Genomic DNA, 22,041 nt, shown 5'->3' with positions numbered 1-22,041 from the left:
AATGGAAAATTACCTTTTAAACAACTTAATCGTAAGAATATCGAATCCTTCCCCAAACTTTGAAGTTTCCAATAGAACGTTACAATGGTTCATCGATACCACAACCCCCAACTTATTGGTAGTTGCGAAAGGGGATGAGTTGGATGCGATTGAAATGATTTTAAATGAAATTGCTATTGAGTATATTAACACAGAAAAGTTGTGGATATTTCTTGTCGATGGGGTTAAAGCTAACATTTTGTCCCCTGACACTACTCCTACTATGCAAAATGCTTGGGTGCTTACAGATTTTGTTGAATACCCAGAGTCTGAGTCATTTTATAAAGCTAAAAGAGGGCTCAAAATAACCAAAAAACTTCTTAAAGAGTGGTTGGACTTTCAGATGAGTTTTATCAAAAAGTATTGCTATGGCTTTAATGATGAGAGTTATCAACTATACACAAATTATATAGTTGTTACTAATAACAAAGGAGAGTACAAAGTTTGGATAGCAACAGTTGAAATCCCACAAGGGTGGGAAGACGCTGGGCTTTATTGCGACAGAAGCAGAATAGAAGCTGTTGAATGTGCTAAAAGGTATCGTAATGAATACCTTGAAGATATGGAAAGAGTAAAAGCGGAACAGCTCGAAAAAATTGCCCCATACAAAGAGGTGATTATAGACATTATAAATAGTTTAGCTGGTGGTAAACCCTATGACGATGATACTATTATTAAGAAAATTTTACCAAGTTCAAATGAGGTTGTCGCAGCTCAGTATTTTCATCATCATTTTGATTTTTATCGAGAATTTCATGAGATGAATTTAGATGAAAATGTAACTATAAAAGACACAATTAAGACACTACGGGATAATATGTTGAATGTGTTTGTACGTAGGTATGAATCTAATTAAAGTAATAAAGACTTTTTGAGTTCTTTATTGTTGGATAGTTTATGAATTTATTTTTAGTGTTATAATTCAATTAAACAAATGTCAAAATTTACAACCACTCACGAGATTAATTGCACACCAGATAGGTTTTGGACAATTTTCTTTGACAAACCAACGATTGAAAATCTATACTTGAACTCTTTAGGTGTTATAGATATTCAAGTTGTAAATCAATCAGAATTAAGCACAAGGTTTTTTCAGAAATTAGGTGTAAAACCTAAAATGAATTTTCCTGACCCACTTGCTAAATTGATAGGAGAGGAATATCGTTATACTGAAGAAGGAACGCTTGATAAAACTAGCAATCTTTTTACCTGGAAATGGACACCTAGTACATTAGTGGATAAGCTTAAAATTGAAGGTGTCCTACGTGTTCAACCAATAGGGGATAGTAAAGTACGACTTATCAGTGATGTAACTGTAGAGATTAAGGTCTTTGGAGTAGGCAGTCTTATGGACAGTGTATTTGAGAAGCAAATTAGAACAGATAATGAGGCTAAAGCAGTTTTCTACAATCAATTAACTGCTGGCTGAAGTTGAGTCAAACGCAAAGCCAAAATGCGATAATGGCGGCACTATTCTAAATTTTAGTTTTATGTATTTTAATGATTTTATAGGCACAATGACGCTTTGTACTGATGTAAAAACACCAGAGAATTGGCTAGACTGTGATGGTAAAATAATGCCTATTCAAGGAAATGAAGCGATATTCAGTTTGTTAGAAACCCGCTACGGTGGCGATGGATACAAAGATTTTGCTCTCCCCAAAGTGCCTAATTTAGGAAATGCACGCTACATCATTTGTGTGAAGGGTGATTTCCCGTCCCGTTCGTAGTCAACATGGCAAATGTTTATTCTTACTACTACTTTTTTACAACCAAAAAAATAATCAACAATGGCAAGAAAAGGACAAATTGCGCTTTTCGCAGGAAATTTTACTCCCAAAGGCTGGGCCCTTTGCAACGGCGAAAATGGTACGCCGAATATACCTGATATGGTCTATGATGAATATGATAATACGATTTCATATTTCGTTGCTACAGAAGACCATGAAGATTTTTACTTGGGTTTTATTTATCCAACTGCAACAGATTTTGCACCGAACGGTTGGTCATTCTGTGATGGTCAATTAATGGACATAAATCAAAATACCGCTTTGTTTAGTTTGTTAGGGCCAACCTATGGAGGTGATATGAGAAAAACGTTTGGTTTACCCAAAATAGCAAAACTCAAAACTAACAATGCAACAGATAGTGGTAAAAATTTTATCCGCTACATAATTTGTACGAGAAGTGGAGGTTTTCCTTGGCGCTCGTAATTAATCCGTAGTATTTCCTTTTCATTCATTCACGATTCAAGACATTATGGACAATCAAAGAATTCTTGACCTTACAGGAGAAGATAAAACAATCTACAAAGTTGTGGTCAATCACGAAGAAATGTACAGTATATGGCCTGCTGACCGCGACAATGCGTTGGGTTGGCGAGATGAGGGCAAAACAGGGCTGAAAGGAGAGTGCATTCTGTACATTCAAGAGGTATGGACGGATATGCGTCCACTTAGTTTACGAAAAAGAATGGAAGGGGATATTTGAAAGAGAGGTAAGGCTTTCAATTAAAGAGGATTAAACAAAATTTTTGCACTCTGGTAAGCCAAAAGGTAGTGATACTTGCTCCGTTTTTATTAACCAAAAAATCGAAGATTATGAAAGTATTAGTAGTAGATGATTATGCAACTATGAGACGTATTGTACGTAATCTGCTGACACAGATTGGTATGACAGATGTCGAAGAAGCATCAGATGGAATAACTGCTTTACAACGCCTGCGCGAAAACAAGTACGGTCTTGTTATTTCAGATGACAATATGGAGCCAATGACAGGCCTACAATTACTTAAAGAGATTCGAAACGACAGCAAATTGAAAGGTACTCCTTTTATAATGGTGACAGCCGAAAGTTCGACCGAAAAAGTCATTGCTGCAAAGCAGGCGGGAGTTAATAATTACATTGTAAAACCTTTTAACGCCGAAACACTTAAACAGAAAATGGAGAGTGTTTTGGGGATATTTTAAGAGGTTTACGCCAAGCCTTCTTCCGATTTATTTCACTAATGATAGGATAGTTAGTAGAGTGAAAATTTCAGGGTATTTGTCACACCCACACATTTATGACCTTTACCAAACGATGAAAACAATCAGAATTACCCAGATGGATGGCACGCTTATTCATGAACATACAAGCGATGCTGCAACGTATAAATCGGCTGTTGAAGAGGCTTACGCACAAGGGAAATCTTTTGTAAAAGCCAATTTAGCCTCCATGAACCTCACAGGGATTAACCTCAGTGGAGCTGATTTCACAGGTGCCTATCTCAGCAAAGCTCAATTAGTCAATGCGAATTTGAGCAACGCAAACTTTACCAATGCTGTCTTGATACAAGCCAATCTACGCGGCGCTAATATGACAAATGCGAACATGACGAATGCGAATACGCTCGGCGCCAATCGGTCGTAGTTGGCGGGCTAGTTTGTTACTCATTTTTGGGACTATTCTACCTCTACTTTTTGCCAGCTAAAAGAAAGGGGTAGAATAGTCGCATGTAGATTTCTGTAGTAAAAAAGTGCCTTTTATCGAACAAATTGTGCTCCTTTGCACTTTTATAAGTAAATGTTTTTGCCCCAAGTAAGGCACACTTTTACTTTAAAAAGTGTTAGGTGAGTATGATGTCAGACAAACTAGAAACAACAGGGGCTTCTTCCCTTTTTGACCACGGCTTACATCCACTTTCTGCGTGGCAAAGCACCCGTGAGTTAGGCTTTGCGGCGGCGCTGTGGCGGCTTCCACACCAAAAAGACAAACACCTCATTGTCAATTTTGGGTCAGAGCTCCCTCGTACGCGAATGACGCTTGATGAACTGCCCGCGGGCTTTGCCATGAGCCCGTTTCTAAACATCGAAGGAGATAGTTCGCTCTTTATTGAAGCCGATTTGTATTTTCGTTTCGATGAACACGGAGATGTGACGTTGGAGAAAGAAAGCGCCTTTTTGTCTGGTTCCAACCGTGAAAAATGGTATAATCATTACCGAAATCGCCCAACGAATGCTTCTCCATTGGTGGCACATTCTGTCAGTTCACGCCAGCCCGAGTTGCCGAGCTTTGTGTATTTGGATGCGGTTCAAAAAGCAGTGAAGGCGATTGAGGCAGGAGAATTCAAAAAAGTTGTTTTTTCGCGGGTAAAACAGGTGGAATTGGCAACTGATTTTACTTTTTCAGAAGTCTTTGAACGCCTGTGCGAAAAATATCCAACTGCATTCGTGTCAATGGTGTATTTGCCGCAGCTTGACCAAGTTTGGTTGGGCGCCACGCCCGAAACCTTGGTAAGTGTTGATAAACAAGGCATTTTTCGGACGGTATCGTTGGCGGGTACGCAGTCGGCTTTTGATGCTTCGGGCGCGCCGATTTCCGTCAAAAAAGCGGCTTGGACTCAAAAAGAGATTGAAGAACAAGCCTTGGTAGGGCGTTACATTATTTCGTGCTTCAAAAAAATTCGGGTTCGTGAATACCTCGAAGAAGGCCCAAAAACGGTCGTCGCTGGAAATCTCATGCACCTTCGAAGCGACTATTTGGTGGATACCAAGACAATAAATTTCCCTGAACTGGGAACGGTGATGTTGGAATTGCTCCATCCGACATCGGCGGTGTGTGGGATGCCCAAAATGGAAGCATTGGCGTTTATTCAACAACACGAGGGCTACGACCGCGAGTTTTACAGCGGGTATTTAGGCCCAGTAAACGTAGGAAACGAAACCCATCTGTTTGTGAATTTGCGTTGTATGAAGATTCAAAATAATGTGGCAACGCTCTACGCTGGCGGCGGAATCACGGAAGATTCAGAGCCAGAAAAAGAATGGCAAGAAACCGAAATGAAATGCCAAACGATGCTTTCGGTGTTAGGCTAAAAACAATCCCTGCTTCTTTGGGGTTTTATCAGTAATTTTGTCGCGTTAAACGGGTGAGACTTTCCACTCACTGCAAAATGAACTCTTGCTTATGACAATCATCAACGACACTGTATCGCTTCAAGACGCGATTAAGTCGTATCAATACGCTAACTCGTTGACCGAGTATTCTCGCCGTAAAACCATCACTGTCAACATCGGGGGTGTTCCTATGGGTTCTGACTACCCAATTCGCGTACAGTCCATGACTACTGTTGATACTATGAATACCGAAGGGTCGATTGAGCAAGTCATTCGGATGGTGGAGTCGGGTTGTGAGTATGTGCGCATCACGGCACCAAGCGTGAAAGAAGCCCAAAACTTAGAAAATATTCGCAAAGGATTGCGCGCACGCGGGTACGAAGTGCCACTCGTTGCCGATATTCATTTTACCCCAAATGCTGCCGAACTAGCGGCGCGTATTGTGGAAAAAGTGCGCATCAATCCAGGAAATTACGCCGACAAAAAACGCTTTGAAATCATCGACTATACCGAAGATGAATACCAGCGTGAATTGGAACGCATTCGTGAAAAATTTATACCATTAATAAATATTTGCAAAGAGTACGGAACGGCCATGCGGATTGGAACGAACCACGGTTCGTTGTCTGACCGTATCATGAGCCGCTACGGCGATTCTCCTTTGGGAATGGTGGAGTCGGCGTTGGAGTTTTTGCGGATTTGCGAGGAATTTAACTACGACCAAGTGGTACTTTCGATGAAGTCGAGTAATCCTTTGGTGATGGTAGAAGCGTATCGTTTGCTTGTTCACCGACTTGATGCCGAAGGATTAAAACCGTATCCGTTGCATTTAGGCGTGACGGAAGCAGGTGAAGGCGAAGATGGTCGTATCAAGTCGGCCGTTGGCATCGGAACCTTGTTGGAAGATGGGTTGGGCGATACCGTTCGCGTTTCTCTAACCGAAGACCCCGAATTTGAAGCCCCCGTAGCAAAATCGCTCGTTGACCGATATACCCAACGGGCGCAAGTAAGCAAACCCATCGCGCCTTTGGTTGCTTCACCCATTAATCCATTCCAATACAGTCGCCGTAAAACGCAGGAAGTCTATAATTTCGGGGGCGGAAACGTGCCACGGGTGATTGCCGATTTTTCACAAATTGCTGTCGAACAATACGAAGATTTGCGCAGTATTGGCCATTTCTATTTGCCCGTTCCCGACAAATGGAAAATGAACGACATCGGCGCCGACTTTGTCTATTCAGGTGCGCGCCCCGTGCCGTTTATGTTGCCCATGGGATTGAAAGAAATCATGGATTACGAAACGTGGAAAACCCAGCCCGACCGCGAACATAAGTTTCCTTTGTTTACGCTTGATGAGTTCATTGTTGCCGAAGAACAAAGTTCCATCTTGAATTTTGTGAAGGTGGACACAAGTACGCCGTTGTCAGTCGAAACGCTTGGGAATATTCCAGTAGTTTTGGTACTAGAAAGTCAAAATGCGCACGCTATGCCCGAAATGCGTCGCTTTATGATTGATTTAATGGATAAGAACGTGACTATTCCTGTCATTATTCAACGTACTTATTCAGGAAACGATTTTGACGAATTATCGCTTTTTGCCGCGACCGATTGCGGAGGATTATTGGTGGATGGAATCGGGGATGGAATCATGCTCAGTGCTGTGCAAACGGATTTAGCATTGGCAAAACAACAAAATAGCATTGGTTTTGGCATTCTTCAAGCGGCTCGTACGCGGATGTCAAAAACGGAATACATTTCGTGTCCGTCGTGTGGACGAACATTATTTGATTTGCAAGAAACCACCGCCATGATTCGCAAACGTACCGATCACCTCAAAGGAGTTAAAATTGGTATTATGGGTTGCATTGTAAATGGTCCAGGTGAAATGGCCGATGCTGATTACGGATACGTGGGGATTGGTAAAGATAAAATAGCCTTGTATCGTGGCCAGCAGGTTGTCAAAAAGTCGGTGACTGCGGCGGCGGCAGTCGATGAATTGATTAATTTAATCAAAGAAGACGCCAAATGGTTTGAACCCGAAGCGTTGGAGCTAACTTAATACAGTACAGAAATGAAAAAAATTGTTGAATTTTTGCAGTTGGGAGAAGTATTCGGATACTTTCTGCGGGTGTTTCAAAAACCAGACCCTTCGCGGCCTAGTACGACTTCTCTCCGCGTGATGCACGGCATCAACCGTATTTCTATCGTCATGTTTTTATTTTGCCTTGGCGTGATGTTGTATCGCTTTTTTACAAGATAGGTTAGGAATGAACATTGAGACCTTACAAGCGTATTGTTTGTCGAAAGCTGGTGTGACAGAGGAGTTTCCGTTTGGAGACGAAACGCTGGTTTACAAAGTAGTGGGAAAAATTTTCGCACTTAGCTCGCTCGATTCAACTCCTTTGAGTATCAATCTTAAATGCGATCCCGAACGCGCCCTTCAGCTTCGTGAAGAATACGATTGTGTGCACCCAGGTTTTCACATGAACAAAAAACATTGGAATACTGTGGTTGTGGATGGCTCAGTCAAAGATGCCCTCATACGAGAGTGGATTGATCATTCATACGAACTTGTAGTGGCGTCGTTGCCCAAAAAAACGCGTGAACAATTGAGCTAAAATGAACATTGCAGAGACAAGACAACAACTTCTAAAAGATATTCAGCAGATTCGTCAAACCGTTTCGCTGGAGTTTAAAACGCTTTCAGAAGCGCAACTGCTCTGGAAACCAGCCCCCGAGCGTTGGGGGATTTTGGAATGTTTGGTTCATCTCAATGCAGCCAGTCAATACTATACGAACCAGTTGAAACTTAAATTTTCACAAACGCCAATCCGCTCTTCTGCAACGGACTTTGAGATGAGTTTCAACGGTAAAATGATGCTTGGTTTTGTGGATCCTGCATCGCCCCGAAAAATCCCTTCACCTGGAATGTTCAAGCCCAAACCGTATCATTTGGATGCGCCAAAAGTGTTGGAAAGGTATTTTCTGATTCTTCAGGATTTAGAAAATAGCATTCAAAGCTCCGAAGGTGTTGATTGGAATCAAAAAATTATTTCTCCTTTTACGGCTTTGCTCAAGTTTCGTTTGGGCGATGTCTTTCTGTTTGTGGTAGCACACCACCAACGTCACCTCAACCAAGCGATGCGTGTAAAAGAAGAATCATCCTTCCCGCATTAATTTCAGAAATGTGCCTTTTTGAGCGAATTAGGGCGTTTTTGATGAAAAAGGTTTAAAATTAAGTAAATTTACAATATTGTATAACTTCCTGTATTTGAGGTGGTTATGTGAATTGTGTTTTGTTTTGGCTAAGAAATTGCATTATTTTTATTAGTTTTTTGATTATTTCTGTTGTGTTTCAGGGTAGAATTACTAAATTTCGGCCAAAACACGCTGTTTTAGGCGTTTAGGACACTTTATAAAACCAAAAACCGTCAATTATTATGGCAAGATTTGATGAAGTCAAGAATCTCGTGTTAAGCCTTGAAGCTGACTTTGATAAATTCTACAGCAAGGGTAACCAAGCAGCTGGAACACGCGTTCGCAAAGGAATGCAGGAGTTGAAGAATTTGGCCCAAACAATACGTTCGGAAGTACAGAGTAGCAAGAATGACAAAGAGTAGTTTTTTATTCTAACTCCTAAAAGCGGGCTTGGCATACCAAGCCCGCTTTTTTAGTTTAGCTACCGAAAGTTTGTGCAATTTTCATTGCTACTGCCATATCGCCTTTAATTTTGAACTTACCCATCATGTAACCCATCATTGGATTAAGGTCACCATTAATGAGGTCTAAGGCGTTTTTAGTAGTGATTTCCATGGCACAGTCCGTTTCCAAGTCTTCGTTTGAGACAACGTTCGGAACTTGCTTCGTGTCAACAAACACAACACCTTCGTCGGTGACAAACTTGAAGCTCGCATCAAGGCCACTGTCAGTGCCAACCAGTGTTTTTACTTTCTCAGTAAGAGTTTGTAAGCTCATAAAATTGGTTTTTAGTAAAAAAAAACAGAATTTGGAAAGCAAAATTAGTAGTATGCCGTATATTATCGACAGAATAGAATATAAATCCAATTTTATGAAGCCCTTTGTCCTTGTTTTTGCCTTATTTTTGAGTAGTTTGAGCATATTTGCTCAGAAAAAAATTATTAAAACCGACCAAGCCCCTGTTCCAATCGCCCCCTACAGTCAAGCAGTAGAAGCCAATGGTCTAATTTTTGTCGCAGGACAAATAGGATTGAACCCACAAACTCGCCAGCTGGTCTCAGGGGGCTTCGAAGCTGAGGCGACACAGGTGATGGAAAATATCAAAGCAATACTCCAAGCAGCAGGTTTGACGATGGACGATATCGTCAACACAACTATTTACTTAAAAGACGTAGCATATTTTCAAAAAATAAATGATATTTATGGGAAATATTTTAACGGAAACTTTCCCGCCCGTACCACCGTTGGGGTCAATAACCTCCCAGGGGGAGCCAGTGTCGAAATTGCGGTTGTTGCCCTCAGAGGACCAAAACGTAAATAAATGCGCTAAAATGAATGTTTTTTGCAAGACCTAAAAATTTAATAAAATTTTAATTGCAAAAACTACACGGATAGTTTATATTTGTCTATTATTTTATTTTTTAACCTACTTTTTGAGAACCATGAGAGAGTTGACCAAAGCCGAAGAACAAGTAATGCAAATCCTATGGGATTTGGGCAAAGGCGTAGTATGGAATGTACTGGAGCGTTTTCCGACGCCAAAACCAGCCTACAATACCATCTCTACCTTTATCCGAATTTTGGAACAAAAGGGTTTCATTGCGCACCGCCCGATTAGTGGTAAGACGTACGAGTATTTTCCAATTATTTCAAAGGAAGATTACCGTGCCTATGAAGCTAATAAATTGATGTCCAATTACTTCAGCGGCTCAGTGAAAGACTTAGTGTCGTATTTTGTTCAAGACAAAGACCTAAGTGTTCAGGATGCCGATGAAATTATTAAGTTGCTTCAGGAAGGCGGTAAGTAATCGCATTTCACAGGCGTAAGCCTTCTTCTGTTGGCGGCAATCGCGTCGCTTCAAGCTCGTAACTTCCCGAAAGGTAAAACTTTCGGGAAGTTCAAAACACCATACTATTTCTAACTTAACCTAAGCCATGTTATTCTTTTCTTATCTCCTCAAAGTCAGCTTTGGGCTAGTGTTGTTCTATGCCTTATATTGGGGTTTGCTGCGTAAGCATACCTATTTTACCGCAAACCGCATTTATTTGTTACTGGTCATGGGGCTCTCATGTCTCGCGCCTTGGGTAGTGCTTCCCGAAGCGGCGCATGAGCAAGTACCGATGCAAGTAATGGCGCTAGGAACCGTCAGCGGAGGTGTTATTCAGGTTGAAAAACCGCCGCTATTCACCCTCGAACAGGGCATTTTAATGGCCTATTTAGTCGGTGTTTTGTTTATGTTAGGCCGATTGATTTGGCGACTTTCTCAAATTTTCAAGATGGTTCGTGCAGGTGAGCACCAACCTTTTGGAGACTGTGTACTTGTGACAGTCGATGACTCGTCAATGAGCTCTTTTTCTTTCTTTAATTACTTAGTATTAAACCAAAAAGATGCCAGTGCTTACGGGCAAGTAGTTGTAAGTCACGAGCTTGTGCATATCCAACAGCGCCATAGCTGGGATTTACTATGGGTCGAAGTGGTTCAAGCGCTCTTATGGTTTAACCCAATTTTGATTTTTTATAAGCGCTCGCTTAAAGAAATCCATGAATTTATAGCCGATGAAAACGCGACCAATGGTGATCGTTTAAGCTATGCCTATACGTTGGCTGGCTACGCACTGGGGGTATCGCCACAGACATTAACAAATAATTTTTTTGATGTAAAACAGTTAAAAAGCAGAATTGCCATGTTAACGAGAAAACGTAGTTCAAAATGGGTACTGGGCCGTTACTTAATGGTTATCCCCGTTGTGGTTGGTTTGGTTGTATTGGTGGCGGCCCGTAGCGCTACTCCAGTACAAACGTTGGTAAGTACAGGTGAGGAGTTTGTGGTAAGAGGAAAAGTAGTAACGTCTGACGGTAAAGGACTGCCTGGGGTCAATGTCGTTGTGGTGAACTTACAAAGAGGAACAATCACCGACGCACAGGGAAATTATGCGATAAATGTTGCTCGTGGGAAACAATTGGCTTTTTCTTTTATTGGATTCAAAATGCAGGTAATTGATGCTTTGCAAGGAGAACAAAATGTAGTTATGCTCCCCGAAATCGCAGAACTGAAAGGAGTTACTGTCGTTGGTGAACCCATTCCATCACAAAGTAGTGGCGGGCGTCAGGTACAGGGTGGAAGCACTGCTCCAACAATGTCGAAAGAAGGAGTTATTTTTACAAAGGCGGAAGAAAACCCTGAGTTTCCTGGTGGCGTAAGGGGGCTGGGTGATTTTTTATCTACTAACCTCAAATACCCCGCCGCTGCCCGTCGTGCGCATGTAGAAGGAAAAGTATTTATAGAATTTACGATTGATGAAAACGGAGTGGTGAAAGACCCGCGTGTCGTAAAAGGGATTGGTTTTGGGTGTGACGAAGAAGCAATGCGTATCATGGGTATCATGCCCAACTGGACGCCTGCCAAGCAAAACGGTAAACCAGTGGCTATCTCATATCAATTGCCAATTGGGTTTGAGTTTGGAAAAACGGCTGCAAATTCAACACTTACGGATGGCCCCGTAAAAATTATTTTTAATGGAAAGGGAAGCCCTTTTAAGGAACAACCACTTTACATACTGGATGGTAAAGAAATAAATTATGAAGAACTTGAAAAGAAGCTAAATCCCAGTGAAATTGACAATATTTCGGTATTGAAAAACGAGTCGGCAACGGCGACGTATGGTGACAAAGGGAAGAATGGGGTGATTATTATTACCACAAAAAAGAAAAACTGAGGGTACTACTTTCGGGAAGTTAACCAAAGATGAGAAAGCGAAGGTAGCAGCCTTCGCTTTTTTGTTGTTAATTTGCGGTTGCTGAAAGCGAAAGTCGCTTACGGCGTGACAGACACACAAAAAATGATTGAAACTCGTGCTTATGCCCGTGCTGGGCTTCTAGGAAACCCTTCCGATGGATATTTTGGGAAAACAATTTCAATTTCGGTGCGCAATTTTGGCGCTTCTATTACGCTGTACGAATCGCCTGAGTTACAGATTGAACCCCAAGTACAAGATACTCACATTTATAAAAACATCTTCCACCTGCGCGATACCATCAGTACGCTTGGCTACCACGGAGGTGTACCGCTGGTGAAAGCGTCCATTAAAAAATTTGTAGAGTACTGCGATAGAGAAGGGATTAAACTTTCCAATAAAAACTTTACCGTTCGCTACCGCACGACCATCCCGCGCCAAGTAGGCTTGGCAGGTTCTAGCGCCATTGTGGTAGCTACACTTCGGGCGTTGATGCAGTTTTACAAAGTTGAAATTCCGCAGCCGATGTTGCCGACTTTGGCCCTCAAATCAGAAGTGGAGGAATTGGGCATTACGGCAGGTTTACAAGATCGGGTTATTCAGTGCTACGAAGGCTGTGTCTATATGGATTTTTCGAGAGACCTCATCGAAAAACAAGGCTACGGCTACTACGAACCTCTTGACCCTCGAATGTTACCCAAATTGTACATTGCTTATAAAACTGACCTGAGTAAAGTGTCGGGAAAAGTACTGAATACCATTCGTGAGCGATGGGAGCAAGGCGACCCGCACGTGGTTGGCACGTTGCAAAACATTGCGGGAGTAGCAGAACAAGGCTGTGACGTTATCAAAAACCAAGATTTCAAACGTTTGGGTGAATTGATTAACCAAAATTTTGACTACCGCGCCCAAATCATGACCATCACCGACCGAAACCAAGCGCTTATCGACACCGCTCGCGCTTGCGGGGCTTCGGCGTCGTTTACGGGTTCGGGTGGCTCTATAATTGGAATTTACCGTGACGAAGAAATGCTCAATCGTCTTTTTATCGAACTTAAAAAACAAAACGCGCGCGTTATCAAACCTTTTATAGTTTAAATGGTTTCAAGGTCATGAGACCTGCACAAACGCGTACGTTCAATGATACTTTATTAGCCCCTTTTCGCTTGGTGGGAGACCCTGCGGCCGATGATGTTGTAATGGCCGTGGCTCAACAGCAAGGCCGAGAGGGGCTAGCTGCTTTTATGCGGTATTTGGGCGACTTAAAAAACGTTTCGCTCGCCGAACAGCTTCCCGAAGTCGTTCATTTTTTTGAACAGCAGGGGCATTTACCTCGCTGGACCGACCCTAAAAAAATGGCGCAAGGCATGGCTTTTTTTTGGAAGCACGAAACCGAAGTTGCGTTATTATTGGGCTGCTATTCACTCCCGTATTGCTACGCTGCTGCCAACGGTGCTCAAGTACTTTGGTTGACCGAACGAATCAAAAAAGACACCTATAAACGGCTAGAAGAGACGGGCGAATTTGTGTTTGAAATCATGCAGGAGCGTGATTGGCGCAACGGCCGTAACGTGATAAAAGTACTTAAAATAAGGCTGATGCACGCCGTTGTTCGGTATTTTACCAGCCGCTATGCCCAGTGGGATTCGGCTTGGGGGCTTCCCATTAACCAAGAAGACATGGCAGGGACAAACCTCGCCTTTTCGTATATCGTTGTTCGAGGGTTGCGGAAAATGAACGTAAAGACGGAAACAAATGACGAAGAATCATATTTGCACTTTTGGGATATAATTGGATACCTACTGGGCGTCAATGAGCGCCTTTTACCCATCGATTTGCGCGAAGCATACCACCTAGATCGGGCCATTTATCGCCGTCAATTTAAGCCATCAGCAGCAGGGAAAGGGCTGACCCAAGCCCTCACGAAAGTGCTTCAAAATCAGGTACCTACAAAACAGTTACAAAACTTTCCAATCGCGCAGATGCGTTTTCTTTTAGGTAAGGAAGTGGCTGATTTACTGGAGGTTCCAGAAGTGCCTTTGGAGGACATTGTTGTCCGTACATCGACCCGTCTGCCGTTTTTGCAATTTTTATTCCGAAATAATACCCCAGACTCCGACGTACTTAAAACCTACCTGCGAAAATAGTAACCGACATAAAATGATAATATTTATGTCGGTTATGTTGCAAAAAATACCTTGATTGACGTATTATTGTACTTTCTATCCTAACCGCTAAATTATGAGAAAAACTCTACTACCTATTTTGGGTATATTATTGTCGTGTCATATCACCTTTGCCCAAAATTCTGCGGAAACCTATTACGAAGAAGGACTTACGAAGCAGACCAAAGGCGACGTAGCAGGTGCCATGCTGGCTTATACCTCTGCTATTCAGGCCAATCCCGATCACGCGCCTAGTTACTATCAACGGGGTTTGTTGAAGGTTTCGCTCAAAGATTATCGTGGCGCCATGCGCGATTATGATGAGGCCATCGGTATTACTTCCAAAGATGCCAAAGCCTTTTTATACCGAGGTATGTGCCGAGTTATTCAAGATGATTTGGGAGGAGCGTTGCGCGACTTCAATTCTGCCATTGAGCTTAATCCCAATGAAGCAAAAGCATTGTTACAGCGCGGCCAAATCTGGTTTAAAATGGAAGACCAACGCCGTGCCATGCAAGACTTTGACAAAGGACTGGTATTAGAGCCCAATAACGCGCAAGCGTGGTATAGTCGCGGGCAGTGCAAAATTGGCGTAAAAGACTACAAGGGAAGTATTACCGATTTTACTAAAGCCATTGAGCTGGGCTATAATGCTGCCTATGCAGGTAGAGGAAATGCACGTACCAACATGAACGACTTGAACGGCGCGATTACTGATTTGTCAAAAGCTATTCAATTGAACGCCAACGATTCAGAGTCGTTTTATTACCGTGGATTAGCGCGTAGCAAAATGGGTAAGTTTGCAGAAGCACTGACCGATTTTAACGAATCGGTGCGAATCAACCCACAAAATTACATGGCCTACTACGGGAGAGGGGTTTGTAAAGTAAAACTTGGGCAACCCAAAGAGGCTGTGGCTGATTATAACTTAGCCATCGAAATCAACGGTGCGTCGGCCAATACGTTGCCTTATTATAACACCTTGATTACGGAAAATACCATCAAATTGTTGGACGTTATTGTCACAAAATACACCCAACCTAAAGACCTATCGCCAGGTCGTCCAGAGGTGTATTTGTCGAGAGGAATTGCTAAAAATACAATCGGTGAAGGAAAATCTGCGGTTGCTGACTTAGACAAAGCTATCGAGATTGAGCCTACCAACGCCGATAGTTATTTTATTCGGGCGGTGGTGAAATCATCTTTGGGAGATCAAAAAGGCGCATTGGTGGATTGCAGCAGCGCGATTAAACTAGCACCACGCCACGCCGAAGCCTTTTTCTTGAGAGGAGTCATTAAATTTTCATTGCTCGACAAAAACGAAGCCTGCTACGACTTTAGTAAGTCGGGAGAATACGGTTTCGTTGAAGCGTACAACGTGATTAGCCAGCTTTGCTCTAAGTAGGTTTATTCGCCTGTGTTCTTATGGGAGAATGTACCTTAACAAGTTCATTCTATGTTTACTTCTCTTTCAGAACTGGCCAAAATGATAGACCATTCGTTGTTGCAACCGCACCTGACCGATGCCGAATTGGAAGCAGGTTGTGCGTTGGCATTGCAATACGATGTCGCCACAGTTTGTATCAAACCCTACTACGTAACACGCGCCGCCGAACTTCTAAATGGAAGTAACGTTGGCGTCTGTACCGTGGTAGGGTTTCCTCATGGTGGGAATACCATCGCGATGAAAGTAGCCGAAACCCGACAGGCTTGCAAAGACGGTGCCACCGAAATCGACATGGTGGTAAACGTAGGAAAAGTGCTAAGTGAAGATTGGCGCTACGTCAAAAAAGAAATCTACGCGATTCTGAAAGAATGTCACAAACACGGGGCCATTCTAAAAGTTATCTTTGAAAACGATTTTCTTCCCAAAGACAAATACAAAGTGAAGCTGTGTAAAATTTGTAGTACGCTAGGGGTTGAATTCGTGAAGACTTCGACGGGATATGGATATACTAAACAACCAGACGGCAGTTACAATTACAAAGGTGCGACGGAAGCGGATATCCGTTTGATGCGCAAAAACTGCACACCTGAAGTTCAAGTAAAAGCTGCAGGAGGAATTCGGTCGTTGGATGAAATGCTCAAAATGAAGGCGCTCGGCGTGACGAGGATTGGCGCTACCGCTACCGTTGTAATGCTTGAAGAAGCTAAAAAACGACTGGGACTGGCAGCCTCAGAAATACAGACGCCTGTGGCCGATGGGTATTGATATTGATAAAAAAAGCAGTTAATTTTGATAGAATTGTCAAGATGAACAGCTATGTTAAAGAAAATCAGTGTTTTGTTGGTTTGTATGTGGGGTATCGCTTCTCAAGAAGTAGAAGCTTTCTCGCCCGATTCGCTATGGCGTACGATACGCCACCGTGCGTTTGCAGACTATGATGAAGAACTCGTATTTCATGACCGTAAAAAACGTTTTGCCACGTTAAAACACTTCAGTAAGAACGGGACTTTACTGGTTGAAACCAACTTCAAAGACTACGCAGAGGGCATTCGTCAAGGGTTTTCGAAGGGATATTACCCAAGCGGGAACCTCTATTGGCTCGCAGATTACCGCGACAATAAACTTCACGGTGAGCTGCGGGTATATTATGAAGACGGAGGTTTAAAGCGTCGGGAAACGTACCGATCGGGGTTTCAAAAGAAAAAACACTGCTACGACAGGGATGGTAATGAAATTCCGTACTACGAACTGGCGGAAAAAGCAAGTTTCCCTGGTGGAGATCGGGCGTTGCAAGCGTATTTGCAAACCAAACTAAACGAGTTTGTTGCGGGTAATACTTCGCAAATCTATAATTTCGAGATTTACATAGAAGAAGATGGGAAAGCGGTGTTACACAAGTTTACCAACAGTCATATAATGACGATAAACAAGTTGACGGATATTCTCACAGATATGCCCAAATGGAAACCTGCCCGCTACGATAAAAATCCGCAGGGGGAGATTGTCCCCATCTCGCTTCTTTTTCAAAATGGTAGGGTGCATCTAGCGGCATTACATTAATGTGAATCAAAGTGTTTATTATTGATTGTATCTTGAAAATCTACAAGTTATGGGCAAGAAAGTTAGTCTATTGTTGGTGATTTTGTGGGGAATAACGCTTCAAACAATTCAAGCCTCTTTCCCTGATTCGTTGCAACGTGCCGTTATTCGTCGGGAATTTGTTGACCACGACGAAGAACTGACATTTCACGACCGCAAAAAGCGGTTTGCTACCCTTAAAACGTATAACAAGCAAGGAACCTTATTGTCCGAAACCAACTTCAAAGATTACCAAGCAGGGATTCGCCAGGGGTTTTCGAAGGGATTTTATCCGACGGGACAATTGTACTGGATTGCCGACTATCGCAACAATGACCTTTGGGGTGAAATGCGCGTTTACCACGAAAACGGTGAGCTAAAACGCCGAGAGACGTATTGGGCAGGCTTATTGAAGGAAAAACATTGTTATAATGAGGAGGGAGGGGAAATAGATTACTACCCGTTTTCGGAAGCTGCTGCTTTTCCTGGTGGGGATTATGCATTTCAAGCGTATTTACGCTCAAAACTGAAAGATTTACACATTGGCTCGGAGACGTCATTGTTTACTTTTGAGCTGCACGTGCAGGCTGATAGTGTAGTGGTTTTGCGTCAGTTTAGTAAAAGCGAGAAAATAACGCTGCCTCGAATGGCGGAGATTATCAAAGATATGCCTAAATGGCTACCCGCTCATTATGATAAAGTACCCCAAGATGATATTGTAGTCGTTAATTTGGTATTTAAACGAGGCATGGTGTATCTTTCTAATTTAACCCTTGATTTTGCGGGCGCCAACCATAAGAAGGGATCGAATTCTGCGCAAACAAAAGACATAAAAGAACAAACTCAAGAAATGAATTATCGTAAGCAGCTACAACCTTCCGAGAATGGAGGGGGCGTACAGACGTTGCGAAGAAGACAATAAAAAACGAGGCTGCTCTTTTTGAGCAGCCTCGTTACTTTTATTTTAACGCGAACTTTTCAAGATAAGTACTTGGTTTTGTACCTCATAGAGGCTTAACATCTAGGTAGTGCCTAAAGGCACATTTCTTGAAAAGGTCGCGTTATTTTACTCAGCTCCGCGTTCTGCCATCACTTCGGCGAGCGGGCGAAAACCCGCAGGAACTTGTTGCGCTTCGTCTTCGGGTGAATAAGGATACACTTCCAAAATAGGCGTTAGGTTCACGTCCGTGATTTCATAAGGAATCAACATCGTCGCCAAACTCTTTTCAATACGTTCGATGGCTTGCTTGGGGTTATCGGCATTGACAAGCATGTAGCTGATGATTTTTTTCTCCTTCACCGAGCCGCTGCTATCGTCGATAGAGACGTAAAATGTTTTGCACTTAAACCATTTTTCCCCGCCTTCATCCTCAAAATGAAATACATCCGAAAGTTTCATTTTGGTAAGGCTACTTATCTGAAAGTCAGGCGTGTTGTCGGCTACAATGCGGTAAATTCGTGCTTCGGCATCAGTATATGAAACCGCGTCCACAAGGTAGGCTTCCGAAATCGTCTTGAGCGCGCCGTTTTCTTGTTCTTGTTGGTATTTGATTTTTCCTAAGTACCAGCTTGGCATATTTTACAGTTTAAAGTTTCCAAATTTGGGGCGTAAAGATAACAGAAATTCTACTTGAGGTCTTTTAAAATCTCTTCGATGGCGCGGTCGAGTTGGGGGTCTTTGTCGGTGAGGCGGTCGGTGAACGTTTGCTTGATGTAAATGTCAGGCGTGACACCTTCTTGCTCGATGTTTTTGCCATCAAGCGTATAACATCCCCACGAAGGCAAACGATAAAACGAGCCATCGACGAGCCCTTTGCCCGACGTAAAAATAATCCAACGATAGGTTTCGGTACCAATGATTTTACCCAACTTGAGGGCTTTGAAACCAGTAGCGGTCATTTCGGCATCCGAAAGCGATTGCTCGTTGATAAGCAACACAATTGGCTTGGCCGCTACCCCAAAATTGGGTTGAGGCGTGGGTTTTCCTTCGCGGTATTTCCACTGCAAATAAGGCTTTTGCGACAAGAAATTAAGCACCAAGTCGTGAACGTTTCCGCCTGTGTTGTAGCGCAAATCCAGGATTAAAGCATCTTTTTTGTACCAATCGCGGGTCATATCGTGGACAAAACGCTCGTATTCGCCCATGCCCATGTCTTTCATGTGCACATAGGCAATCCGTTTTTTACTTTTTTCGTCCACGTAATTTTGGTTCCAATCCATCCATTCATCGTAGAAATTTCCTGATAAAGAGCCTCTTGGATGCACTCTTACCGTATAGCTAGAATCGACGTTACTGCGACGGAACGTCAGCGTAATTTCGGTATCAGACGAAGGTTTGGTAAAATACACGTCGCGGTTTTGGAGCGAGTCTATCGCTTCACCGTTGACGTGCGTGAGGATGTCGCCTTTGCCAATTTTCTTACCGTGTTTGTCGGCGGCACTACGTTTAAGAATGCGGTCAACGACAAACGGACGCTGATTGTCAAAAAGAATGCCCGTTTCCATTGTGCGAGATTTGTAGAAAACCTCTTCCTCTTTGCCGTTGCTGTAAAAGCCTAAATGAGAGGCGTTTAGCTCGCCTAGCATATCGTTGAACAGCGTCCGAAAATCATCGCGTTGGTTGAGATAAGGCAAGTACTTGGCGTAACGGTCGCGCAGGGCTTTCCAGTCGGCACCGTGGAAGGTTTCATTATAAAAATTCTCCTCTACACTCGCCCATGCTTCGTAATACATTTGCCGAAACTCCTCCTCCAAATTGCGACGGAAGGTAAAGTCAATCGAAATATCCTCAGCTTTGCCCGATTCTGGCGTAAATTTTTTGAGTTTACCGTTGATGAGCAAATACGATTTATCGCCTACTTGTACCCAATCGTACCCCTGAACGCCGTCTTCCACTTTCTCGGTTTTGGGGGCTTTGAATGGTTCGTAAGTTGTTTTCCAAAGCTTATTTTCTCCCTCACTGTGGTCAGAAACGTAGATGACGTAGGTTTTGTCGTCTTTTTGAAAAACAGTGGGAGAGCCTTGTTGACCAAACGACGGCCCTACTTGCTCCATGCGCTCCCAAATGTCGGCTAGGTCAATCTCAATCGGTTTGATTTCTTTCTTGGTTTCTTTTTTAGGCTCGGCAGGGGTTGCTGCTTTCTTTTTCTTGCTCGATTTTTCGGGCGTTTTGGCCGCCGTAGCGGTCGAATCTTTTTTGGTTACTTTAAACAAATCTTCCCATTTGTCGCTGCGGAACGGGTCTTCGATTTTGGTGAGTGCCAAGCGGTAAACTTTCACATTACGCGGGCCAAACGGATAACCTGGGTTAATACGGTCGGACTCAAAATAAATGTACTTGCTATCGGGCGACCACACAGGTGCCGATTCCGAAATACCCGTGTTGGTGAGATTAATGGTCTCGTTTTTGGTGAGGTGATGAAGAAAAATGTCTTTTTCAAAATCGCGGTAAGCCGTAAACATCACGTATTCGCCATTGGGTGAGAAGTAAGCATTGTCGTTATAAAACCCCCAAAGCTCATCTTTCACAATCGTCTTACTTTCAAGGGTTTTGAGGTCAAGCAGGCGAACCTCGTTGCGTCCGCTCAAATACACGCCCGAGTTGCGGTCTTTGTTGAAAATAATCTGACGGTTGTTTTGCGTATCCGTTGTAAGTTGTTTGAGCGTTCCTTTGCCGTCTGCTTTGAGGGTAAACCAGTTTTGGTAGCCACCCACGGTTTGCCCCACCAATAGCGTCAAAGTATCGGTCAACCACTTTACTTCCTGAACGCGCTCGTTAGGAGTGGTTTTGAGTTGTTTAATGTATTTGCCTTCAATGTCCGACACAAATAATTCTCCCCGAGAAACGAACGCCAACTTTTTGTTGTCAGGCGCGACGTCGAAGGCTGAAATAGATCCACTTACTTTAAAATCTTGCCATTTGGTCAACGTAAAATTCCGAACAAGATTGATTTTGAGCGGAGTAGCGGCTTTGCTTGCGACGTCATACACCCAAGGTTGGTAGTCTTTTTCAAAAATAACCTTACTGCCGTCGGCGCTTACCTGAGGGCGTTTGATGGATTCTTTGAAGGATGTCAACGCCGTTTTTTGACCGTTGACGAAGGTGTATAAATTGTATTCTCCGTTGGCTTCGTCTGATACAAAATAAATCGTACCGTTTTTGTCAACCGTCGCCCACATGTCCTTACCACGGTAGTCGGTGTAGCGTTTATAGGTGTTGGTTTTTAGGTTATACGACTGAATATCAGGGTTAAAGTCGCCTTTGTAGCGTTTGCGCATGGCTTGGTTATCGCTTTCCCAGGTGTCATTAAAAAATAACTCACCCGTTGGACTTTCGGCAACGTTGTGCGTACGGTTGAAATAGTGTTTAAAAACGCGTTTGGGCGTTCCTCCCAAAATCGAAACCGTGTAGGTAGTACCTCCGTTTTGTACACCTGATTCAAAATAAATGGTTTTGGAGTCCCAGGACCAGGCTTCCACGAAATCGTAAGTGCTGTGGTAGGTCAATTGGCGAATGGTTCCTCCTTCCAAGGGCATCAGATAGACGTCAGCGTTGGCATTTTCAGTACCCGTAAATGCCAACCATTTTCCATCGGGAGAAATCCGTGGGTTCGATTCGTTGCCCTGCATGGCGGTCAGGCGCGAAGTGATGCCAGAATTGAGGTCGGTTTTCCACAAGTCAGATTCGTAGGAAAAAATGGCCGTTTTGGCGTCGGGACTTAGGGTAGGATGGGTAGCAAAGTGCACATTCGACTGGGCAATGGCTGCACTGGTCGCAAAAAGGCTGGCCCACAACAGGGGTTTAAACATGGCTATACGAGGGTTGATGAGTAAAAAAGATTAGAAAGCCAAAAATAGTGAATCAAAGTGAATAGAACAGGGATTTGTTTGAAACCTATCCGTTGCTTTTGGATTATAAAAGTGATTTTTTAGAATCAGGAAGAATAAACCTCTGGTATGTAAAATTAAATCTTCTCTACGCTTGAAATAGGCAATTTATCGT

At 43.0% G+C, this 22,041-nt stretch carries 25 protein-coding genes; 22 read left to right on the top strand and 3 right to left on the bottom strand.

From position 1 onward, the window contains the following. Nucleotide 1: 1 nt before the first annotated feature. The 13 genes from DTQ70_RS14595 (at nt 2) to DTQ70_RS14535 (ending at nt 8,536) form a co-directional block, all read left to right on the top strand. Nucleotides 2–895, top strand: a complete 894-nt coding sequence (locus tag DTQ70_RS14595; RefSeq protein WP_122931491.1) for an MbtH family NRPS accessory protein — start codon at nt 2–4, stop codon at nt 893–895. 78 nt (nt 896–973) lie between these two features. Next, a complete protein-coding gene (locus DTQ70_RS14590) occupies nt 974–1,468 on the top strand; it encodes an SRPBCC family protein (protein WP_122931490.1) in 495 nt (164 codons plus the stop codon). Between the two features lie 148 nt (nt 1,469–1,616). Further along, the gene (locus DTQ70_RS30720; RefSeq protein WP_164490038.1) at nt 1,617–1,769 is read left to right on the top strand and encodes a tail fiber protein; all 153 of its coding nucleotides are present in this window, start codon (nt 1,617–1,619) and stop codon (nt 1,767–1,769) included. A 60-nt stretch (nt 1,770–1,829) separates the two neighbouring features. Beyond that, a complete protein-coding gene (locus tag DTQ70_RS31310; RefSeq protein WP_122931488.1) occupies nt 1,830–2,252 on the top strand; it encodes a phage tail protein in 423 nt (140 codons plus the stop codon). 46 nt (nt 2,253–2,298) lie between these two features. Then, complete coding sequence (locus tag DTQ70_RS14575; RefSeq protein WP_122931487.1) at nt 2,299–2,529, top strand: MbtH family NRPS accessory protein; 231 nt, start codon at nt 2,299–2,301, stop codon at nt 2,527–2,529. A gap of 110 nt (nt 2,530–2,639) precedes the next feature. Beyond that, nucleotides 2,640–3,008 carry a response regulator gene (locus DTQ70_RS14570; protein WP_122931486.1) on the top strand — a complete coding sequence of 123 codons (369 nt, stop codon included), beginning with the start codon at nt 2,640–2,642 and terminating at the stop codon, nt 3,006–3,008. 112 nt (nt 3,009–3,120) lie between these two features. Continuing rightward, the gene (locus DTQ70_RS14565) at nt 3,121–3,450 is read left to right on the top strand and encodes a pentapeptide repeat-containing protein (RefSeq protein ID WP_122934412.1); all 330 of its coding nucleotides are present in this window, start codon (nt 3,121–3,123) and stop codon (nt 3,448–3,450) included. A 206-nt stretch (nt 3,451–3,656) separates the two neighbouring features. Further along, nucleotides 3,657–4,895 (top strand): chorismate-binding protein, encoded by a 1,239-nt coding sequence (locus DTQ70_RS14560; protein ID WP_122931485.1) that lies wholly within the window; start codon nt 3,657–3,659, stop codon nt 4,893–4,895. 91 nt (nt 4,896–4,986) lie between these two features. Then, entirely contained in the window at nt 4,987–6,975 is a 1,989-nt protein-coding gene (gene ispG / locus DTQ70_RS14555; protein ID WP_122931484.1) for a (E)-4-hydroxy-3-methylbut-2-enyl-diphosphate synthase, read from the top strand. Nucleotides 6,976–6,987: 12 nt separating this feature from the next. After that, nucleotides 6,988–7,176: a DUF6728 family protein gene (locus DTQ70_RS14550; RefSeq protein WP_122931483.1), complete on the top strand. Its 189-nt coding sequence runs from the start codon at nt 6,988–6,990 to the stop codon at nt 7,174–7,176. A gap of 7 nt (nt 7,177–7,183) precedes the next feature. Next, a complete protein-coding gene (locus tag DTQ70_RS14545) occupies nt 7,184–7,534 on the top strand; it encodes an MmcQ/YjbR family DNA-binding protein (protein WP_122931482.1) in 351 nt (116 codons plus the stop codon). A 1-nt stretch (nt 7,535) separates the two neighbouring features. Continuing rightward, nucleotides 7,536–8,093, top strand: coding sequence for a DinB family protein (locus tag DTQ70_RS14540; protein WP_122931481.1), 558 nt, complete (start codon nt 7,536–7,538; stop codon nt 8,091–8,093). Nucleotides 8,094–8,356: 263 nt separating this feature from the next. Further along, nucleotides 8,357–8,536, top strand: coding sequence for a histone H1 (locus tag DTQ70_RS14535; RefSeq protein ID WP_122931480.1), 180 nt, complete (start codon nt 8,357–8,359; stop codon nt 8,534–8,536). Nucleotides 8,537–8,591: 55 nt separating this feature from the next. Here the strand turns inward: DTQ70_RS14535 and DTQ70_RS14530 are convergent, their stop codons facing one another. Then, entirely contained in the window at nt 8,592–8,891 is a 300-nt protein-coding gene (locus DTQ70_RS14530; RefSeq protein ID WP_122931479.1) for an SCP2 sterol-binding domain-containing protein, read from the bottom strand. Nucleotides 8,892–8,985: 94 nt separating this feature from the next. On the opposite strand from DTQ70_RS14530, the gene DTQ70_RS14525 reads away from it, so the two are divergent. The 9 genes from DTQ70_RS14525 (at nt 8,986) to DTQ70_RS14485 (ending at nt 17,961) form a co-directional block, all read left to right on the top strand. After that, nucleotides 8,986–9,435 (top strand): RidA family protein, encoded by a 450-nt coding sequence (locus tag DTQ70_RS14525; RefSeq protein WP_122934411.1) that lies wholly within the window; start codon nt 8,986–8,988, stop codon nt 9,433–9,435. A 121-nt stretch (nt 9,436–9,556) separates the two neighbouring features. Further along, nucleotides 9,557–9,922, top strand: coding sequence for a BlaI/MecI/CopY family transcriptional regulator (locus DTQ70_RS14520; RefSeq protein ID WP_122931478.1), 366 nt, complete (start codon nt 9,557–9,559; stop codon nt 9,920–9,922). Between the two features lie 127 nt (nt 9,923–10,049). Continuing rightward, the gene (locus DTQ70_RS14515; protein ID WP_122931477.1) at nt 10,050–11,831 is read left to right on the top strand and encodes a TonB family protein; all 1,782 of its coding nucleotides are present in this window, start codon (nt 10,050–10,052) and stop codon (nt 11,829–11,831) included. Nucleotides 11,832–11,954: 123 nt separating this feature from the next. Then, nucleotides 11,955–12,947, top strand: a complete 993-nt coding sequence (locus DTQ70_RS14510) for a mevalonate kinase (RefSeq protein WP_122934410.1) — start codon at nt 11,955–11,957, stop codon at nt 12,945–12,947. Nucleotides 12,948–12,961: 14 nt separating this feature from the next. Then, the gene (locus tag DTQ70_RS14505; RefSeq protein ID WP_122931476.1) at nt 12,962–13,996 is read left to right on the top strand and encodes an oxygenase MpaB family protein; all 1,035 of its coding nucleotides are present in this window, start codon (nt 12,962–12,964) and stop codon (nt 13,994–13,996) included. 94 nt (nt 13,997–14,090) lie between these two features. Continuing rightward, entirely contained in the window at nt 14,091–15,419 is a 1,329-nt protein-coding gene (locus DTQ70_RS14500) for a tetratricopeptide repeat protein (RefSeq protein ID WP_122931475.1), read from the top strand. 51 nt (nt 15,420–15,470) lie between these two features. Continuing rightward, nucleotides 15,471–16,226 (top strand): deoxyribose-phosphate aldolase, encoded by a 756-nt coding sequence (deoC, locus tag DTQ70_RS14495; RefSeq protein ID WP_122931474.1) that lies wholly within the window; start codon nt 15,471–15,473, stop codon nt 16,224–16,226. Between the two features lie 51 nt (nt 16,227–16,277). Then, a complete protein-coding gene (locus DTQ70_RS14490) occupies nt 16,278–17,021 on the top strand; it encodes a toxin-antitoxin system YwqK family antitoxin (RefSeq protein ID WP_122931473.1) in 744 nt (247 codons plus the stop codon). Between the two features lie 49 nt (nt 17,022–17,070). Beyond that, entirely contained in the window at nt 17,071–17,961 is an 891-nt protein-coding gene (locus DTQ70_RS14485) for a toxin-antitoxin system YwqK family antitoxin (RefSeq protein ID WP_122931472.1), read from the top strand. A gap of 144 nt (nt 17,962–18,105) precedes the next feature. Here the strand turns inward: DTQ70_RS14485 and DTQ70_RS14480 are convergent, their stop codons facing one another. Continuing rightward, entirely contained in the window at nt 18,106–18,615 is a 510-nt protein-coding gene (locus DTQ70_RS14480) for a DUF4494 domain-containing protein (protein WP_122931471.1), read from the bottom strand. 50 nt (nt 18,616–18,665) lie between these two features. Beyond that, the gene (locus tag DTQ70_RS14475; protein WP_122931470.1) at nt 18,666–21,848 is read right to left on the bottom strand and encodes a S41 family peptidase; all 3,183 of its coding nucleotides are present in this window, start codon (nt 21,846–21,848) and stop codon (nt 18,666–18,668) included. Between the last annotated feature and the right edge of the window lie 193 nt (nt 21,849–22,041).

The organism is Runella sp. SP2 (genome assembly GCF_003711225.1).
Classification (GTDB): domain Bacteria; phylum Bacteroidota; class Bacteroidia; order Cytophagales; family Spirosomataceae; genus Runella.
This window is presented reverse-complemented; position numbering and strand designations above follow the sequence as displayed.

Coding starts and splice junctions, on each gene's coding strand:
- DTQ70_RS14595 (WP_122931491.1), top strand. CDS start 2: ATGGAAAATTACCTTTTAAACAACTTAATCGTAAGAATATCGAATCCT.
- DTQ70_RS14590 (WP_122931490.1), top strand. CDS start 974: ATGTCAAAATTTACAACCACTCACGAGATTAATTGCACACCAGATAGG.
- DTQ70_RS30720 (WP_164490038.1), top strand. CDS start 1,617: ATGCCTATTCAAGGAAATGAAGCGATATTCAGTTTGTTAGAAACCCGC.
- DTQ70_RS31310 (WP_122931488.1), top strand. CDS start 1,830: ATGGCAAGAAAAGGACAAATTGCGCTTTTCGCAGGAAATTTTACTCCC.
- DTQ70_RS14575 (WP_122931487.1), top strand. CDS start 2,299: ATGGACAATCAAAGAATTCTTGACCTTACAGGAGAAGATAAAACAATC.
- DTQ70_RS14570 (WP_122931486.1), top strand. CDS start 2,640: ATGAAAGTATTAGTAGTAGATGATTATGCAACTATGAGACGTATTGTA.
- DTQ70_RS14565 (WP_122934412.1), top strand. CDS start 3,121: ATGAAAACAATCAGAATTACCCAGATGGATGGCACGCTTATTCATGAA.
- DTQ70_RS14560 (WP_122931485.1), top strand. CDS start 3,657: ATGATGTCAGACAAACTAGAAACAACAGGGGCTTCTTCCCTTTTTGAC.
- ispG (WP_122931484.1), top strand. CDS start 4,987: ATGACAATCATCAACGACACTGTATCGCTTCAAGACGCGATTAAGTCG.
- DTQ70_RS14550 (WP_122931483.1), top strand. CDS start 6,988: ATGAAAAAAATTGTTGAATTTTTGCAGTTGGGAGAAGTATTCGGATAC.
- DTQ70_RS14545 (WP_122931482.1), top strand. CDS start 7,184: ATGAACATTGAGACCTTACAAGCGTATTGTTTGTCGAAAGCTGGTGTG.
- DTQ70_RS14540 (WP_122931481.1), top strand. CDS start 7,536: ATGAACATTGCAGAGACAAGACAACAACTTCTAAAAGATATTCAGCAG.
- DTQ70_RS14535 (WP_122931480.1), top strand. CDS start 8,357: ATGGCAAGATTTGATGAAGTCAAGAATCTCGTGTTAAGCCTTGAAGCT.
- DTQ70_RS14530 (WP_122931479.1), bottom strand. CDS start 8,891: ATGAGCTTACAAACTCTTACTGAGAAAGTAAAAACACTGGTTGGCACT.
- DTQ70_RS14525 (WP_122934411.1), top strand. CDS start 8,986: ATGAAGCCCTTTGTCCTTGTTTTTGCCTTATTTTTGAGTAGTTTGAGC.
- DTQ70_RS14520 (WP_122931478.1), top strand. CDS start 9,557: ATGAGAGAGTTGACCAAAGCCGAAGAACAAGTAATGCAAATCCTATGG.
- DTQ70_RS14515 (WP_122931477.1), top strand. CDS start 10,050: ATGTTATTCTTTTCTTATCTCCTCAAAGTCAGCTTTGGGCTAGTGTTG.
- DTQ70_RS14510 (WP_122934410.1), top strand. CDS start 11,955: ATGATTGAAACTCGTGCTTATGCCCGTGCTGGGCTTCTAGGAAACCCT.
- DTQ70_RS14505 (WP_122931476.1), top strand. CDS start 12,962: ATGAGACCTGCACAAACGCGTACGTTCAATGATACTTTATTAGCCCCT.
- DTQ70_RS14500 (WP_122931475.1), top strand. CDS start 14,091: ATGAGAAAAACTCTACTACCTATTTTGGGTATATTATTGTCGTGTCAT.
- deoC (WP_122931474.1), top strand. CDS start 15,471: ATGTTTACTTCTCTTTCAGAACTGGCCAAAATGATAGACCATTCGTTG.
- DTQ70_RS14490 (WP_122931473.1), top strand. CDS start 16,278: ATGTTAAAGAAAATCAGTGTTTTGTTGGTTTGTATGTGGGGTATCGCT.
- DTQ70_RS14485 (WP_122931472.1), top strand. CDS start 17,071: ATGGGCAAGAAAGTTAGTCTATTGTTGGTGATTTTGTGGGGAATAACG.
- DTQ70_RS14480 (WP_122931471.1), bottom strand. CDS start 18,615: ATGCCAAGCTGGTACTTAGGAAAAATCAAATACCAACAAGAACAAGAA.
- DTQ70_RS14475 (WP_122931470.1), bottom strand. CDS start 21,848: ATGTTTAAACCCCTGTTGTGGGCCAGCCTTTTTGCGACCAGTGCAGCC.